This window comes from Candidatus Woesearchaeota archaeon (assembly GCA_016180285.1).
Classification (GTDB): Archaea; Nanobdellota; Nanobdellia; order Woesearchaeales; family JACPBO01; genus JACPBO01.
The window spans coordinates 81962-97128 of sequence record JACPBO010000002.1; the positions used below are offsets into that span (position 1 = coordinate 81962).

19 protein-coding genes are annotated in these 15167 nt (G+C 38.3%); 14 read left to right on the forward strand and 5 right to left on the reverse strand.

Annotation, left to right across the window (positions count from 1 at the left end; translation table 11 throughout):
- Window positions 1–325: 325 nt before the first annotated feature.
- From HYU07_00470 to HYU07_00485, 4 genes are all read right to left on the reverse strand, one after another.
- Window positions 326–715 carry a hypothetical protein gene (locus HYU07_00470; GenBank protein ID MBI2128689.1) on the reverse strand — a complete coding sequence of 130 codons (390 nt, stop codon included), beginning with the start codon at window positions 713–715 and terminating at the stop codon, window positions 326–328.
- Window position 716: 1 nt separating this feature from the next.
- Window positions 717–944: a hypothetical protein gene (locus HYU07_00475; protein ID MBI2128690.1), complete on the reverse strand. Its 228-nt coding sequence runs from the start codon at window positions 942–944 to the stop codon at window positions 717–719.
- 1 nt (window position 945) lies between these two features.
- Window positions 946–1452 carry a hypothetical protein gene (locus tag HYU07_00480; protein ID MBI2128691.1) on the reverse strand — a complete coding sequence of 169 codons (507 nt, stop codon included), beginning with the start codon at window positions 1450–1452 and terminating at the stop codon, window positions 946–948.
- Between the two features lie 71 nt (window positions 1453–1523).
- Window positions 1524–3242: a hypothetical protein gene (locus HYU07_00485; protein MBI2128692.1), complete on the reverse strand. Its 1719-nt coding sequence runs from the start codon at window positions 3240–3242 to the stop codon at window positions 1524–1526.
- Window positions 3243–3361: 119 nt separating this feature from the next.
- Between HYU07_00485 and pyrB the strand changes: the two genes are divergently transcribed.
- On the forward strand, window positions 3362–4279 hold the full coding sequence (gene pyrB, locus HYU07_00490; GenBank protein ID MBI2128693.1) for an aspartate carbamoyltransferase: 918 nt from the start codon (window positions 3362–3364) through the stop codon (window positions 4277–4279).
- Window positions 4276–4725 (forward strand): aspartate carbamoyltransferase regulatory subunit, encoded by a 450-nt coding sequence (locus HYU07_00495; GenBank protein ID MBI2128694.1) that lies wholly within the window; start codon window positions 4276–4278, stop codon window positions 4723–4725. Before pyrB ends, HYU07_00495 begins: the two co-directional genes overlap by 4 nt.
- Before the next feature lie 5 nt (window positions 4726–4730).
- Here the strand turns inward: HYU07_00495 and HYU07_00500 are convergent, their stop codons facing one another.
- Complete coding sequence (locus tag HYU07_00500) at window positions 4731–5252, reverse strand: hypothetical protein (protein MBI2128695.1); 522 nt, start codon at window positions 5250–5252, stop codon at window positions 4731–4733.
- 147 nt (window positions 5253–5399) lie between these two features.
- Between HYU07_00500 and HYU07_00505 the strand changes: the two genes are divergently transcribed.
- The 12 genes from HYU07_00505 to HYU07_00560 form a co-directional block, all read left to right on the forward strand.
- Window positions 5400–6311 carry a dihydroorotate dehydrogenase gene (locus tag HYU07_00505; GenBank protein MBI2128696.1) on the forward strand — a complete coding sequence of 304 codons (912 nt, stop codon included), beginning with the start codon at window positions 5400–5402 and terminating at the stop codon, window positions 6309–6311.
- Between the two features lie 7 nt (window positions 6312–6318).
- Entirely contained in the window at window positions 6319–7113 is a 795-nt protein-coding gene (locus tag HYU07_00510) for a dihydroorotate dehydrogenase electron transfer subunit (protein ID MBI2128697.1), read from the forward strand.
- Window positions 7110–8408: an amidohydrolase family protein gene (locus tag HYU07_00515; GenBank protein MBI2128698.1), complete on the forward strand. Its 1299-nt coding sequence runs from the start codon at window positions 7110–7112 to the stop codon at window positions 8406–8408. The genes HYU07_00510 and HYU07_00515 overlap by 4 nt, the downstream gene beginning before the upstream one ends.
- Window positions 8377–9063, forward strand: coding sequence for a hypothetical protein (locus HYU07_00520; GenBank protein ID MBI2128699.1), 687 nt, complete (start codon window positions 8377–8379; stop codon window positions 9061–9063). Before HYU07_00515 ends, HYU07_00520 begins: the two co-directional genes overlap by 32 nt.
- Before the next feature lies 1 nt (window position 9064).
- Window positions 9065–9784 (forward strand): orotidine-5'-phosphate decarboxylase, encoded by a 720-nt coding sequence (gene pyrF, locus HYU07_00525; protein MBI2128700.1) that lies wholly within the window; start codon window positions 9065–9067, stop codon window positions 9782–9784.
- Complete coding sequence (locus HYU07_00530; protein ID MBI2128701.1) at window positions 9777–10079, forward strand: hypothetical protein; 303 nt, start codon at window positions 9777–9779, stop codon at window positions 10077–10079. The genes pyrF and HYU07_00530 overlap by 8 nt, the downstream gene beginning before the upstream one ends.
- Window positions 10080–10116: 37 nt before the next feature.
- Window positions 10117–11124: an AmmeMemoRadiSam system radical SAM enzyme gene (gene amrS, locus HYU07_00535; protein ID MBI2128702.1), complete on the forward strand. Its 1008-nt coding sequence runs from the start codon at window positions 10117–10119 to the stop codon at window positions 11122–11124.
- The gene (locus tag HYU07_00540) at window positions 11082–13322 is read left to right on the forward strand and encodes a lamin tail domain-containing protein (protein ID MBI2128703.1); all 2241 of its coding nucleotides are present in this window, start codon (window positions 11082–11084) and stop codon (window positions 13320–13322) included. Before amrS ends, HYU07_00540 begins: the two co-directional genes overlap by 43 nt.
- A complete protein-coding gene (locus HYU07_00545; GenBank protein MBI2128704.1) occupies window positions 13322–13918 on the forward strand; it encodes a hypothetical protein in 597 nt (198 codons plus the stop codon). The genes HYU07_00540 and HYU07_00545 overlap by 1 nt, the downstream gene beginning before the upstream one ends.
- Window positions 13919–13928: 10 nt before the next feature.
- The gene (gene scpB, locus HYU07_00550; protein ID MBI2128705.1) at window positions 13929–14783 is read left to right on the forward strand and encodes an SMC-Scp complex subunit ScpB; all 855 of its coding nucleotides are present in this window, start codon (window positions 13929–13931) and stop codon (window positions 14781–14783) included.
- Window positions 14780–14953 (forward strand): hypothetical protein, encoded by a 174-nt coding sequence (locus HYU07_00555; GenBank protein MBI2128706.1) that lies wholly within the window; start codon window positions 14780–14782, stop codon window positions 14951–14953. Before scpB ends, HYU07_00555 begins: the two co-directional genes overlap by 4 nt.
- Window positions 14950–15167: phage antirepressor protein (locus tag HYU07_00560; GenBank protein MBI2128707.1), on the forward strand; the 218-nt coding region annotated here is incomplete at its 3' end. The genes HYU07_00555 and HYU07_00560, both read left to right, overlap by 4 nt.

Sequence of the window (15167 nt, forward strand, 5' to 3'; positions counted from 1 at the left end):
ACCAAATACGCACATATTTTTATACTGAAAAAAGTTTAAAATTTCTCATTTTCAACTTTTTTGGTATATTGGAAATTAAATTATAGATAAGAAATTTTTTACTTAATTTCCAATAATTTAATGCGGAGTGCAGGATTCGGACCTGCGTAGGCACTAAGCCAATAGATGACTTACAAATGATTCTTTCATCGCACTCCAATTGAGCACTCAACACTCAAATGCCTTGAGTTTGGATTAGCCTTGCCAATGGCTCTAGGCTAACTATCCCGTTTGGCCACTCCGGCAACTCCGCATACAGTTTAGAATAATCGCTTTATATAAAAAGTTAACTCAAATTTCCAAGCCTTGCTTCGATCTCTTTCAACTGGTCGTCCAGCTCATCCACGCTGCTTTTCTTCGCTCTTTCAGCAGGCGTTTTAATTTCTTTCTTGGATTTTTTAGCTTTCTTTTGTTTTTCTTCTGCTTCTTCTTCAGGAACCTTGCTTCTTAATTTTGTTTTCGGCAGTTCTGCCTTTAATTTAAAGAACAAACTGTTGATGTCATTTACAATATCCCTTAATTTCGAGATCTCCCCAGTTTTTTCAGCTTTAAGCAGCCTGAATTTTTCATATCTCTGCAATAATTGGACAATCAGCTTTGAAGTTTCAAGGATCTCCCTCCTCATGCTGGCTGGCTCTTTTATTCCGATATAGAAAAGATCTTCTTCGCTTTTCATCTTACAGCCTTTCAGGCTCAAACAATGTCCTGTCTATGAAATCAATCTTTCTTTCAACTTCATCAATGTCGCTGCCCCATCCTTCAAGCTCAGAATCCTCATTGTTCTTCAGCTCATTTATTCTGCTCAAAGTTTCCTTTGCTTCTTCAAGCCTTGCTCTTATTATCTTTAGCAGGTCCAGCACGTCTTTGTATTCATCAATTTTTACATAAACAGGCATTCCGGGCATTTTATCCTCCTTTGAACAGTGTTTTGTCCATCAACATAAGCTTTTTTTGAATATCCTCGAGCTGGGAATTCCATTTTTTAAATTGCGACTCGCGGTCTTCTTTTATATCCTCCAGATCAGACAATATAGTCTCAGATTCCTTTAATTTTTCCCTTATCGAGTTTATTTCAAAAAGAACATTTTTAAACTGCGAGGATTTCACAAATATTGGTTGTGTTATTTCTTTGGCTTCCAGCTCCCCCCGCATTTCCTCTTTCTGCGCTAATGTCAGCTCAGGCTCTTTCTCTTCAGGCACAGATTCAATTGGAGGAAGCTCAGGAAATTCTTCAAAATGCGGCATATTTTCAAATTCACTCGGCTTTATCTCAGGAAGCTCTGAAGGAGGATGATCTTCCTCTGCAATCGGCTGCGGAATGTCAGCTTCAGAAGGCAATGGAGGCGGCGGAATGTCAAGATCTGAAAACGAAGGAAATTGCTCTTTTTTCTTTCCAAACTTAAAAAACACCATAACACCACCTTTGAATGGAAAAGTAATCTGATGGCTTTATTAATCTTTATTAGTATTCTAGAATAGTGACATTATTCATGAGACCTTTTCTTTTTTCCTTCCATGTAATCAATAAAGCCCTGATTTGCGGCCCTTGCTCCGCCGTCTGTCGGGTAATCTCCATTTAAACATGCCAAACACAGATTATCTCCTAAACCAACGGCTTCAACTAATCCATCTATTGTTTGATACGTCACCGAAGAAACACCGAGCCTTTTAGCGATCCTCTCTGAAATCAATTCAACAGGGAAAAGATTGTAAATGTGGTTTACTAGATTCTTCGGCCTTTCATTGCCTGCCTGTTTTTTAGCTTCTTGATAAAGCTCTTCTAGTTTGTTGCCTGATCCATTTTCATTGAGCAACTCAATTGCAGCCTCAAATGCAATATACTTTGAATAAGTAGACATATCTATGCCATAGCAGCAGGGATGCCTTGGCTGCGGGCAAGACAAACCAATATGAATTGCCTTTGGTTTAGCCGATTTAATGCGCACTATGACTGTTGTTTCAAGAGTCGTTCCTCTAACAGAAGAATCTTCAATAACAACAACAACTTTATCTCTCAATACGCTGTATACAGGATCAAATTTCATTTTTACTGAGTCTTCCCTTGTTGTTTCATCTTCAATGAATGTTCGCCCAATTGCATCGTCTTTTATCAGCCCTTCTTCATAATTGATTTTTTTTCCAAACAGATTTTCCAGCTCATCAACAACGCCTTTGGCAGCGGGCCTTGCAGTGTTTGGCACGGAAATCACAACGATATCGTTGGCATCATGATCTTTGACCTTTTCATAAATCTGTCCTGCCAGCGGCCTGCCAAAATTCTTTCTTACCTGATAAACTTCCTTGCCCCAAATAAATGAATTTGGCCTTGAAAAATAAATAAATTCAAACATGCAATGCGCTTTTTTCTTTGGCTCAGCGTATTGCTTTATTTCATATCTGCCGTTGTTCCTGATTACAAGAATCTCTGCTGGCCCCAAAAAGTTAATTTCTTCTGGCGAAATGCCGCAGGCAGATGTAAGTGCTACGCTTTCAGAAGCAGCAGCGATTATCTTGTCCGTTACAGCATAGCATGCAGGCCTTATGTTATGCGGATCAGTGGCTATAAAAACATCGCCGTTGCCTAATATGCCCTCCAGGGTAAAAGCACCATCCCAATTAAAGCTTGCTTTTGAGACAATGCCCGCAATATCTAACCCATTAAAGCTCTCACCAGATTTTTCTAGTCTATCGTGTTCTTCTTTCAATCCAAAAACCAAGTCAGACAATATTCTTTCTGTATCTGAATTTGTTTTTAACCTGTGGCCTAAGTCCAAGATTCTTTTGATGTGCTCTTGGTTATTTGAAAAGTTTCCATTCCAGGCTATAGCGAGCCTTTTCGTCGGCCTTGGGTGGTCTCTTCCCATTGGTTGTGCATTTACTCCGCATGTTGTTGCGGCAGTCGTGTACCTTCTATGAACTATTGCTGCTTTGCCGTCTTTGCAAGCATCATATTCTTCAGAATCCAGAATTTTTTTTAAATCGATGGTGGAACCTTCAGAGACTATGGTGTACATCCACTCGCTGCATGGTGCTGCATCAGGATTTACGATAGTTACGCCGCCGGAATCCTTGCCGCGATTCTCCGATTTTACCAGCATAGAGACTAGGGTTTTTATCAAATAGTTTTCTTCATAATAAGATGCGTCTTTTAGCAATTTAAGAAGCCCAACTCCGCATTTATCATGAATTGCATCATCTCCCATTTTAAAATAAAAGTGGCTCGGAACTTTAAATGCCTTTCTATTCTCCAGTAGCAATAATCTAAAATATCTAAAGCATCACAACAATACTTTTAAACTGGCGTAATTCCCTTACTTTTTTAATGAGCTTCAAGGGAAAAGACATAATATCAATCAATGAACTTTCTAAGGCAGAGATCATACATATACTTGAAGTTGCAAAAAGCCTTGAGTCAAGGCCGAAGCCAAATCTGCTGAATGGAAAGGTTCTTGCAGCACTTTTTTTTGAGCCTTCGACAAGGACAAGGCTCAGCTTTGAATCCGCAATGTCTAAGCTTGGTGGAAAAGTAGTTGGCTTTGCAGACCCTTCTGTCAGCTCTGTCAAGAAAGGCGAAACATTGTCAGATACAATCAAGATTGTTGAGCGCTATGCAGATGTTATTGTTATGAGGCACCCTTTGGAAGGAAGCGCAAGAGTAGCTTCTGATGTTTCAGATGTTCCTGTAATTAACGCCGGCGATGGAGCAAACCAGCATCCAACTCAGACTTTGCTTGATCTTTATACAATAAAGAAGATTCAAGGGCATATTTCTAATCTGAACATAGCAATGGTTGGCGACCTTAAATACGGCAGGACAACGCATTCCTTAGCAATGGCATTATCGCATTTTAACTGCAGATTATTTTTCATTTCACCAGAGCAGCTTAGAATGCCATCTTATATACTTGAAGAGCTGGATAAGAAGAATGTCGAGTATTCAGAGCATACGCAGATTGAAGAAGTTATCAAAAATGCAGACATTTTATATTCAACAAGGATACAAAAGGAAAGGTTCCCTGATCTGGCAGAATACGAAAAAGTCAGGAATGTCTACATCATAACAAAAGATATGTTAAAGAGTGTCAAATCAAACCTTAAGATTTTGCATCCATTGCCAAGAGTGAATGAAATAAGCACAGATGTTGACAGCACAAAATATGCGTATTATTTTGAGCAGGCCGCAAATGGAATCCCAATAAGGCAGGCATTGTTGAGCTTAGTCTTGGGGAAATTAAAATGAAACAATTAAAGGTGAGCGCAATAAGGGAAGGCACTGTTATAGATCATATCCCCTCAGATGTGACTTTCAAGGTTGTAGAGATCCTAAAGCTCAACAGCGTCAAGGAAATAATATCTGTTGCAGCAAACCTTGACAGCAAGAAGATTGGCAAAAAGGGGATCATAAAAATAGGGGGAAAATTCCTTGGCGAAGAGGAAGTGAATAAAATAGCCTTAGTGGCCCCGGCAGCAACTCTCAGCATAATAAAAGATTTCAAGGTTGTTGAAAAAAACAAATTAACCATACCGAAAACAATTGAGGGGTTTGTGAAATGCTTCAACCCAAACTGCATAACAAACCACGAGGAGATAAAAACAAAGTTTCATGTTGCAAATCAAAAACCTTTAAAGATAAGGTGCCATTACTGCGAGCGGGCAATGGCAAGCAATGATATTGTTTTAAAATGAAGCTCTTACAATGAACGATTATGTAACATTTCTTTTATCTCGTTATTGCGTAGTCCATGATTAACTATCACACAAAGACCATCTTTGGCTATATTTTTTTGATTATGATTCAATTCATGATATGTTACAACCTCGCAAGAGAATCTTCTATTTACTTGTGGATTGCCCCTTTTGTCTATAAACATGGGCTCGACATAACCCTCTACACCATCAAGTTCATCTGGTAATTTAAGACCACATCTTATATAATTTTCAGGAGCATTATAGCGCATATATACGAGAAGGTCCCTTATATTTCTAAAAAAGGGCGTTACCCTGCCTGCTTTTATACCGCTGGTCTTCTTCTGATGGTCTAAAGGAGAAGAAGATTCTGTGATGGGAAGCACAACTGAAAAAACTCTCTCTCCTTCACAATAATCTGCAAAACACTTCCCGTTTTCATTTTTATTATCAATTATATAGGGATTTACTTCTTTCATTATCAATAACTTTGCGATATACAATTCATTTTTAATTTGCCTTTTCATTTTAATTTATCCCCATATATTACGTTCCTTTGTTATTGAAACGACATACTATTTATAAATCTTTCGTTTTATACCACTACATAGAAGTTAAAAACTACCCATAAAGCTTTTATATTTGCCCTTTTCATGCTTTATTGGGGGATAGATATTTTAACAACAAAACTCTGCGGAATCAGATTAGAAAATCCTGCAATCCTTGCTTCAGGCATTTTGGGTGTAACAGCTTCTTCTTTAATTAATGCTGCAAACAACGGAGCCGGCGCTGTCACAACAAAATCAATTTCATTGGAAGAGAGAAAAGGCCACAATAATCCCGTGATAGTTACATTTGAAGCAGGGATGATAAACGCAGTCGGCTTGTCAAGCCCTGGAATTGAAAACGGCATTGAAGAAGTGAAGGAATTCAAAAGAAGATCAAAAACGCCAATTATAGCATCTATATTTGCTTCTAAAACATTAGACTTCGGTGAAGCTGCAAAAAGAATTTCAGAGTCAAAGCCAGATTTGATCGAAGTAAATATCTCGTGCCCAAATGTTGAGGCAGAGTTTGGTAAGCCATTTGCAGCAGATGCAAAGGTTGCCGCAAGCGTGGCTGAAATCGTGAAAAACAACACAAAAACACCTGTTTTTGTCAAATTATCCCCTAATGTTTCAAATATAAAAGAAATAGCAAAAGCAGTTGAAGAGGCAGGAGCAGATGGAATAACTGCAGTAAATACAGCAGGCCCCGGAATGGTGATAGACATTAAGGCAGCAAAGCCAATTCTTCATAATAAAATGGGAGGCGTTTCAGGCAATGCGCTAAGGCCAATAGCTGTAAGATGCGTTTATGACATTTATGAAACAGTAAAAATCCCAATAATCGGGACTGGCGGAATAATGAATGGAAGAGATGCAATTGAAATGCTCATGGCAGGCGCAACTGCTGTCGGCATGGGATCGGCTGTTTATTACCGCGGAATTGATGTTTTCAAAAAAGTATGCAGTGAGATTGAAGAATTCATGAAAGAAAACGGTTACAGCAATTTAAAAGAAATAACAGGGAGAGCGCATAAATAAATTTAAAATGAAACTTGAACAGCCAATTGTTTTGCCGATAAAAAAAATCGTTAATGAAGTTAGTAAAATAAAAACCTTTATTTTTGATCACAAGCTGGATTCCAAGCCAGGGCAGTTCATTAACTTGTGGATCCCTGGATTTGATGAAAAGCCATTTTCGATCTCTTACCAAGATGATAAAAGATTTGCAGTAACTGTTGCCTGCATCGGCCCATTTACAGATAAGATATGCGGCTTAAAAGAAGGCGATCTTGTAGGAATCCGCGGGCCATATGGAAATCCATTTAATCTGAAAGGCAAAAACATTGTTTTGGTTGGCGGCGGATGCGGCTGCGGGCCACTGGCTTTTTTAGCTGATGAAGCGCTAAAAAATAAAATAAATGTAAATTTCGTCATAGGCGCAAGAACAAAAGATGCTTTATTATTTTTGGAAAGAATGAAGAAAAGCAATATAAAAACATTCGTTACAACAGATGATGGCAGCTTTGGCGTAAAGGGATTTGCAACAGACTTGTTAAAGGACTTTCTTGAAAAAAACCACATTGCTGCAGTTTACAGCTGCGGCCCTGAAAAGATGATGAAAAAAGTTGCAGAGATGTGCAAAGATAAAAAAATTTATTGCGAGCTAAGCTTGGAGCGGTATATGAAATGCGGCTTTGGGATTTGCGGCCAGTGCTGCATGGATGATTCTGGCTTCAGAGTCTGCACAGACGGACCAATTATAAAAGGAGAGGAAGCTTTAAATATGAAAGAATTCGGAAATTATAGAAGAGATGCAAGCGGAAAAAAGGTGAAATTATGAGCCTGTTCATTGCAAACGCAGATGTTTTTGTTGATGGAAAACTGGAAAAAAAGAATATCCTTGTCGCTGATGGAAAAATAAAAGCCATAACAGATGAGAAGGCAATAACAACCTCAAGATTTATCGATGCAGCTGGAAAGGTTATATTGCCCGGGCTTATTGACGGGCACGTCCATTTTAGAGAGCCTGGATTGACGCACAAAGAAGATTTTTTTACAGGAAGCTGCGCAGCTGCTGCAGGCGGAGTTACAACAATAATTGATATGCCTAATACGATCCCGCCGACAACTACAATAGAGCTGCTCAATGAAAAAAGAATATTGGCTGAGAAATCAATTGTGAATTACGGCTTTCATTTTGGATCAGCTGTTGAAGATATGGATGAAATCAGAAAATTAAAAGACAGCGATGCCGCTTCTGTCAAAGTCTATATGAATGCGACAACAGGCAATCTTCTGATAAATAATGATGAAGCACTGAATTTTATTTTCAAAAACCATAAAATGATTGCATGCCATGCAGAAGGCGAAAATGTTCTGAAAGCAATAAATTTGATCAAAGACACAAAAAATAAGCTATATCTCTGCCACATTTCCACTGAAAATGAGCTTAATATGCTTAAAAAAAACAAAATAAAAAACAAAACTTTTGTTGAAGTTACTCCGCATCATCTTTTTTTAAGCGAGGAAGATGATAAAAATTCATTCTTCAAAATGAAGCCCACTCTAAAGGCAAAAAAAGACCAGGAAGCATTGTGGCTTGCAATTGAAAAAAACAGAGTAGATGCAATTGGCTCTGATCATGCCTCTCATACAATCGAGGAAAAGCAAAAAGAGAATTTTCCCAATGGCATTCCAGGAGTCGAGACAATGCTGCCTTTGCTTTTTAATGCAGTTTTAAACAAAAAATTAGAAGTGGAAAAATTAGTCCAGTTGTGCTGCGAGAATCCGGCTAAAATATTCCAGATAAGAAACAAAGGGGTTATTAAGGAAGGTTATGACGCAGATCTGGTTGTTGTTGACCCAATTCTTGAAAAAGAAGTCAAGAATGAAAATTTATTTACAAAATGCAAATGGTCGCCTTTCAATGGCTGGAAGCTGAAAGGCTGGCCTATGATGACGATTGTCAATGGAAACATTGTCTTTGAAAATGGAAAGATAAATGACATTAAAGCGAAGGAAATAAGCTATATTGTGAAGAACCCTTTTAAAACAGAAAGCGGGGAAATAGAAGCTGAAGAAACAGATGAAGAGGCGATAGAAAATGAAGGCATTCAACCAAAAGAAGTTCAATAAGTTTTTGATACAGCAGAAGGTTGTCGGATTTTTTGAGCAGCCGATAACATTGAAATCAGGGAGATTGTCATATTGGTATGCAAACTGCAGAAATCTGCTTGATTATGCCGGAGTTATGGATGAGCTGATAGATTTTATACATTCATTTTCAAATGAAAAAGCTCTAAATCCGGATTATTTTTATGGGGTTCCTGAAGGCGCTACAAAGTTTGCATTGATCCTGAATTACAAAAGAGCCCGCTTATTGAAAAACAAAAATTACCCCCTGATTATTGGCCGGGGAAAGCCAAAGGAGCATGGCGATCCAAAAGATAAATATTACATTGGCCCGATTAAAGAAGGCCAGAATGTTGTTGTCCTGGAAGATGTTACAACAACCGGCGGATCCCTGATAGATGCAATAGCTGCATTAAGAGAGGCAAAAGTAAATGTTGTTGCAGCAGTCGGTCTTGTCAACAGGATGGAAAAAAGGGACGATGGGTTAAGCGTAGAAGAAAAATTAAAAGAAATCAATGTTCCTTATTATGCGATGAGTGATGCATTTCAAATGCTGCCTTTGGCTGTTAAGTCTTACAAGCCCAGTCCAGAAATTATTGCGCATGTTGAAGAAGGTTTTAAGCAGTATGGCGTTTCAGAATTGAAATTGAGGAAATAAAATGGATCCAAAAAACAGAATAATCCTTGCTTTAGATGTCGACAGCGTTGAAAAAGCAGAAGCATTGGTTTCAGAGCTGAAAGATCATGTCGGAGTTTACAAAGTCGGCAAAGAGCTTTTTACATCAACAGGCCCGGAAATTGTAAAAAAAATAAATAAAATTGGCGGCAAAGTATTCCTTGATCTGAAATATCACGATATTCCAAATACTGTTGCAAAAGCAGCAGAAGCAGCCGCAAAGCTGGGAGTTTATATGATCAATGTCCATGCTTCAGGCGGGTATAAGATGATGTATGATGCAGCAGAAGCAGTAAAGAGAAAATCAGCAGAGCTTGGGATTAAAAAACCATTTATCTTAGGCGTAACTGTATTGACTAGCATTGATCAAACTGCATTAAACAACGAGTTAAGAATCAATGGCACAGTCGAAGAGCAGGTTGTTCATCTGGCAAAATTAGCTCAGAAAGCAGGATTAGATGGCGTAATAGCTTCTCCGCAGGAGATCAAGGCAATAAGAGCAGCATGCGGCAGTGATTTCTTGGTTGTAACTCCCGGGGTAAGGCCTTTATGGGCAGCCAGCCAGGATCAGAAAAGAGTCACAACACCTAAAGAAGCGATTGAGCAAGGCGCAGATTATATTGTGATCGGGAGGCCAATAACTGGTGCTGAGAACAAAGTTGAGGCTGCAGAGAAGATATTGGAGGAGATTAAAGGTGATTGAAGAAGCGATTAAAGAATACGCAATTGCAGATCGCCTGATAACAGAAGGCTCAGAATTTGAGATTCAAGGAAATCTAATTGCGGCGGCGGGAAAATATACTGCTGCAATTTCTGCCGATCCAACTTGTGCAGATGCTTACGATGCTTTATTGGACTGCTACGGAAAAATAAAGGAAGATTACAAAATAAGGGGATTGCCTGTAAAGGGCATTGATGCTAAAATTAATTTTTTATTGCGTTCAGGAATGAATGAAGGATTTTATTCTCGTTGCGGATTTGTTTTATCTAATTTTTAACAAAACATTTTAATAGTCATTATCCTGTCCTGGTTTTATGAAACAAGCCCTTTACTATAAAAAACTGAAAGAAAACCTTATTCAGTGCCAGCTCTGCCCCAGGTTCTGCACAATAAAGCCAGGCGAGATCGGAGACTGCAGAGTAAGGAAAAACATTGGCGGCAAACTATTTTCATTGGTATATGCAGAGCCTTGCGCAGTTTCAGTCGATCCGATTGAAAAAAAGCCATTGTACCATTTTCTTCCAGGCAGTACATCATTTTCAATAGGCACAACAGGATGCAATCTTCATTGTTCTCATTGCCAGAACTGGACAACAAGCCAGGCAAATGCAGGCGAAGTGCCGACAACAATTTTGGAGCCCGAAGATGTTGTAAGGCAAGCTATCAACTCAGGCTGCAAATCAATATCTTACACATATAACGAGCCTTCAATATTCTATGAATATGTTCTCGATACAGCAAAACTTGCAAGGAAAAAAGGATTGAAAAATGTAATGGTTACAAACGGATATATAAATCCTGAACCGTTAAAAGAACTGTACAAATATATTGATGCGGCGAATGTTGATATTAAGGGATTTACAGAAGAATTTTACAAAAAAATAGCTGATGCAAAATTAAAGCCTGTTTTGGAAGCATTAAAGCTAATGCAGAAAGCAGGGACTTGGATCGAAATTACAAATCTAATAATCCCGACTTTAAATGATGACCTTAAAAAAATAGAGAAAATGTGCATTTGGATCAAAGAAAATCTCGGCATTAATGTTCCGCTGCATTTTACAGCATTCTACCCGACATACAAATTAACAGGTAAGCCAGCTACATCAGCTGAAATACTGAAAAAAGCGCATGATGTTGCTAAGAAAATAGGATTGAATTACGTTTATGTCGGCAATGTAGCAAACGAATACAACAACACATACTGCCCGAAATGCAGAAAGCTTTTAATAAAGAGAACAGGATTCTTCAGTGTTTTGAGCAACAACTTAGTGAAGGGAAAATGCGCAGACTGCAAAGAAAAGATACCTGGCGTTTGGGAATAAGGATTTTCTTGTTCTTAGCTGTTCTTTTATTTTTAATAAAAACAATAAGAGCAGAAATTGTAGTCAACGAAATAATGTACGATTATCCCGGTTCTGACTCTAATCATGAATGGATCGATATTTACAACAATGGAAGTGAAGCAGTCAATCTGAGCGGATGGAAGTTTAGGGAAGGAGGAACAGATCATAGTCTGACTCTGAATAATGGAAGCTACATATTAAATGCAAGCGAATATGCAGTTATCGCAGATGATGCAGCTACATTTTTAACAGATTACTTTGATTTTAACTCAACATTGCTTGATTCATCGTTTGATCTGAGCAATTCAGGAGAAGAGCTGTTGCTGAAAAATAAGACCTTGGATGTTGTTTTCAATATGACTTACAATGTTTCCCTTGGCGCAGCTGGCAATAATAAAACCCTGTGTATTTTTAATGGCACATGGCAGGAATGCATTGCAACACCCGGCGCAATAAACAATATTTCTGTGCAGACAAACCAGACCAATGCAACACTCGATGTAAGCATGAGCGTTTATCTGAGCGACATAATAAACATCGATGTTTTGTATGATAATTTGTTTAAATTTGAAATCCTGAATAAGGCAGACTGCTCTGCAAAAGACAATGTTACTTTTTATTTTAATATCACAAATGCGTCAAACTCATTGGTTTTTGAAAATACAACAACGAGAACAGACATCGGCTGCAGTGCATACGCGAATACAGGCGAATTAACAATGAATCTGACAGGGAATTACACAATTTGCGGCAGAATAACCAATTCAACCATCAATGACACAAATCCATCAAATGATTTTGCATGCAAAAACTTCACAGTCATTGATACACGCTCAACTCCCTGCAACATTTCAATAAATTTGACATCTGATAAAACAATTTACTTGACAAACGAGTCAATTGCCTTTAGTAATAACTTGAATGACAAAACATTCCCTTATAAAATTGAATACTGGAAAGAAGATTTATTCGGAACACAGATTGGCAGCAGGACAAATACAACAAACACAAACCAAAAGACATGGAGCCCGAGCATTGACGAGCTTGACCAGGCTTTCTTCATAAAAAACAGGATTGCATATGTTGCATGCAATGACACAAACAGCGCAGATGATTATTCTGAAAAAATGGTTGTTGTAAGGGGAACAAACAGGACTGACAACTCAGTCATACAGATAGATGAAGTTTATCTTGGAACTGACAATAAGGCGAAATTTGGAGATTCCTTAAGATTCAAAGTCATTATTTACAAGGGGAATTCAACAAAGACAAGCGTTCAGGCATGGCTCGAAAGCGGCGGAGAAAAAATCAGCAAGACAACAAGCACAAATATTTATGGAAATTACCAGAATCATACAATTACAATGCCCGTCCAGATTGAGGCCAATTGCAATGGCGCAATCTCAGATGGAAATTACAATTTAGTTGTTGAGGGGTTAAATGCCAGCGACAGGGAAACAGTTTATGTCGAAGGAACAACAAGCAGCCTGTGCCAGACTGTAACAAGATACAGCTCAAGCTCTGATACGGGCAGCCAGACTCCTTTGAATATTGAGCAGGAAAGCGAGACTCCAATAACAAGCTTTGTTTATGACAAGGTAAGATTTAATATTGCCTCGCCAACCATGATCGAGTTCGGCAAGGAATTTATTATAAATATTACGGCAGCAAACACAGCTGATGACGAAAAGGAGCTTTATGCATGGGCTTATATTTTCAAAGGAAGGAAAAGCATAACGAATCCGATGCAAAACAGAAAGCATTTGGCTTTAAGTAAAAATGAGTCTATGCAGATTTACCTGCCAGTTGTTGTTGAAGATGAAAATATTGATCCTGGTGATTACAAATTGATGGTTAAACTGAATTCCTCAGCAAGAAAATCATTAAAATCTGTTTCAAAGGCAGTAGAGCTCATTTTCAACCAGGAATATGCCGGAAAAAAGGCAGTATTCCTTAAAAGTGAAGGAGAATCTGCAGGCAAAACGCAAGCGGAATTCGATTCCGAAAGCTTTAATAATGGACTTGAATTTGACAGCATAAATAAAGTAACAGGCAGCGTTGTTTTGAATGCAGATGTTTACGAATCAACAACAGTGAAAGCAAAGAAATTAGTCAAATATTTCATTGTAAGCGCATTTGGCCTGTTTGTCATAATGCTCATATGGAGGAAGGTTTGATGGATAACAAAGAAATCAATAAAAAAGTTGCTGAAGGCTGGCTTCATACAAGGCTGATCGTTGAAATGCTTGGAAAGCCAAAGGAGCATTTGGATCAGACTATGAAGCATTATATTGAGAAGTTAAAAGGCGATAAAGACATAGTCCTTATAAAAGAAGAATATTCGGAGCCGGAAGACAAGGAAGGCATGTTTGCGGAGTTTGTAGAGCTTGAGATGCTTTTCAGAAGCATAGAAGCGCTTACATTTTTCTGTTTTGATTACATGCCTTCAAGTGTGGAGATAATCGCCCCTGAAAAAATTTCTTATGTCACAAGAGATGTCATGGCGTTCTTGAATGACCTGCAGGCAAGGCTTCATACAATTGATCTGAAGCTGAAAACTGTGCTGCAGGAAAACATGAATCTCACCCATAATGCTTATACTTTGCTGAGGAATCTAGTCCTGCTTTCAGTAAGGCAGGGAAACAAGACATCAGATGAATTATCAAAAATTACAGGACTAAAGCCTGAAGACCTGACAAAATTCCTGGATACGTTTGAAAAAGAAGAGAACAAAATAAAAAAAGAAGGGGACAAATACACGGCAGTCAGATAAAAAAGGCAAAATGGACAAAAAAGAGGTTGAAGCATTATTATTCTCATCTGGAAGGAAGATGGAAGTTGAAGAGATAGCGAAATTATGCCATTCTAACCCGGAGTTTGTAAGAGAGCAGCTTATAGTCCTTCAGGCAGAGTATGAAGAAAAGGAATCGCCTTTGATGCTTGTTGAGGAAGGCAATAGCTGGAAGCTAACTGTAAGGGAGAAATATCTTGATCTTGTAAAAAACATTGTTACAGAAACAGAATTGAGCAAAAGCTGCATGGAAACACTTGCAGTTATAGCATTCAAGTATCCTGTTGTGCAGGCTGATGTCATAAAGATAAGGACAAACAAGGCATACGAAGACATCAAGCTATTGGAAGAAGCAGGATATGTTGTAAAAGAGAAATTCGGCAGGACTTTTAAATTGAAACTAACAGAAAAATTCTTCCAGTATTTTGACCTTCCTGAAAAAGACCTGAAAGAGAAGTTTTCTGACTTTAAGCAGATTGAAGAAGCTATTGAGCAGAAGGAAAAAGATATTGAAGAAGCAAAGCAGAAAAACATCGAGAAAATAAAGCAGGAAAAAGACGAAACTGAAAAAAAGAGAAAAGAAGCCGAAGAGGAGATCGAAAAGCTTGACAAGCTCGAAGTTTTTGAAGAGCCAAGGATTGAAGAGGATAAAGAGAAGCTCGGCGAATTAGAAGTTGTTGATGAGCCTGAAGAAGAGGAGAAAGCAGAAGAAGAGCAAAAGGAAACAGAAACCGAAGAAGAGTCAGCTGAAGAAGCCAGCGAAGAAGAACAAGACGAATCTGGGGAAGAAGATTCAGAAGAAACAAAAGATGATCCGAGCAAAGAAAATAGCAAAGAGGAAGAATGATGCTTCTCTTAAAATGCCCCAAATGCAGGCAGGAAATGAAATACCAAAATAAGGATGGAATTCTTACAAAGAAGATCAAGAAATGCGTTTACTGCGGGCATAGCTATAAAGTTGGAGATAATATTAAATGGATATCCTTAGTTAAAGACGATGGTGACAAAATAAAATGAATCCCTCAGATAAAGCATTAGTTGTATTTCAGAGCAAGAAAATTCGAAGAACTTGGTTTAAAGATGAATGGCAGTATTCTCTAGTTGATATAGTCCAAGCTTTAACAGATAGTGCTAATCCTACCGATTATCTGAAAAAACTGCGTAAAAGAGATGAAGAGCTTGGAAGCTACCTAGGGACAAATTGTCCCCATGTAGAAATGCTGACTGAAAC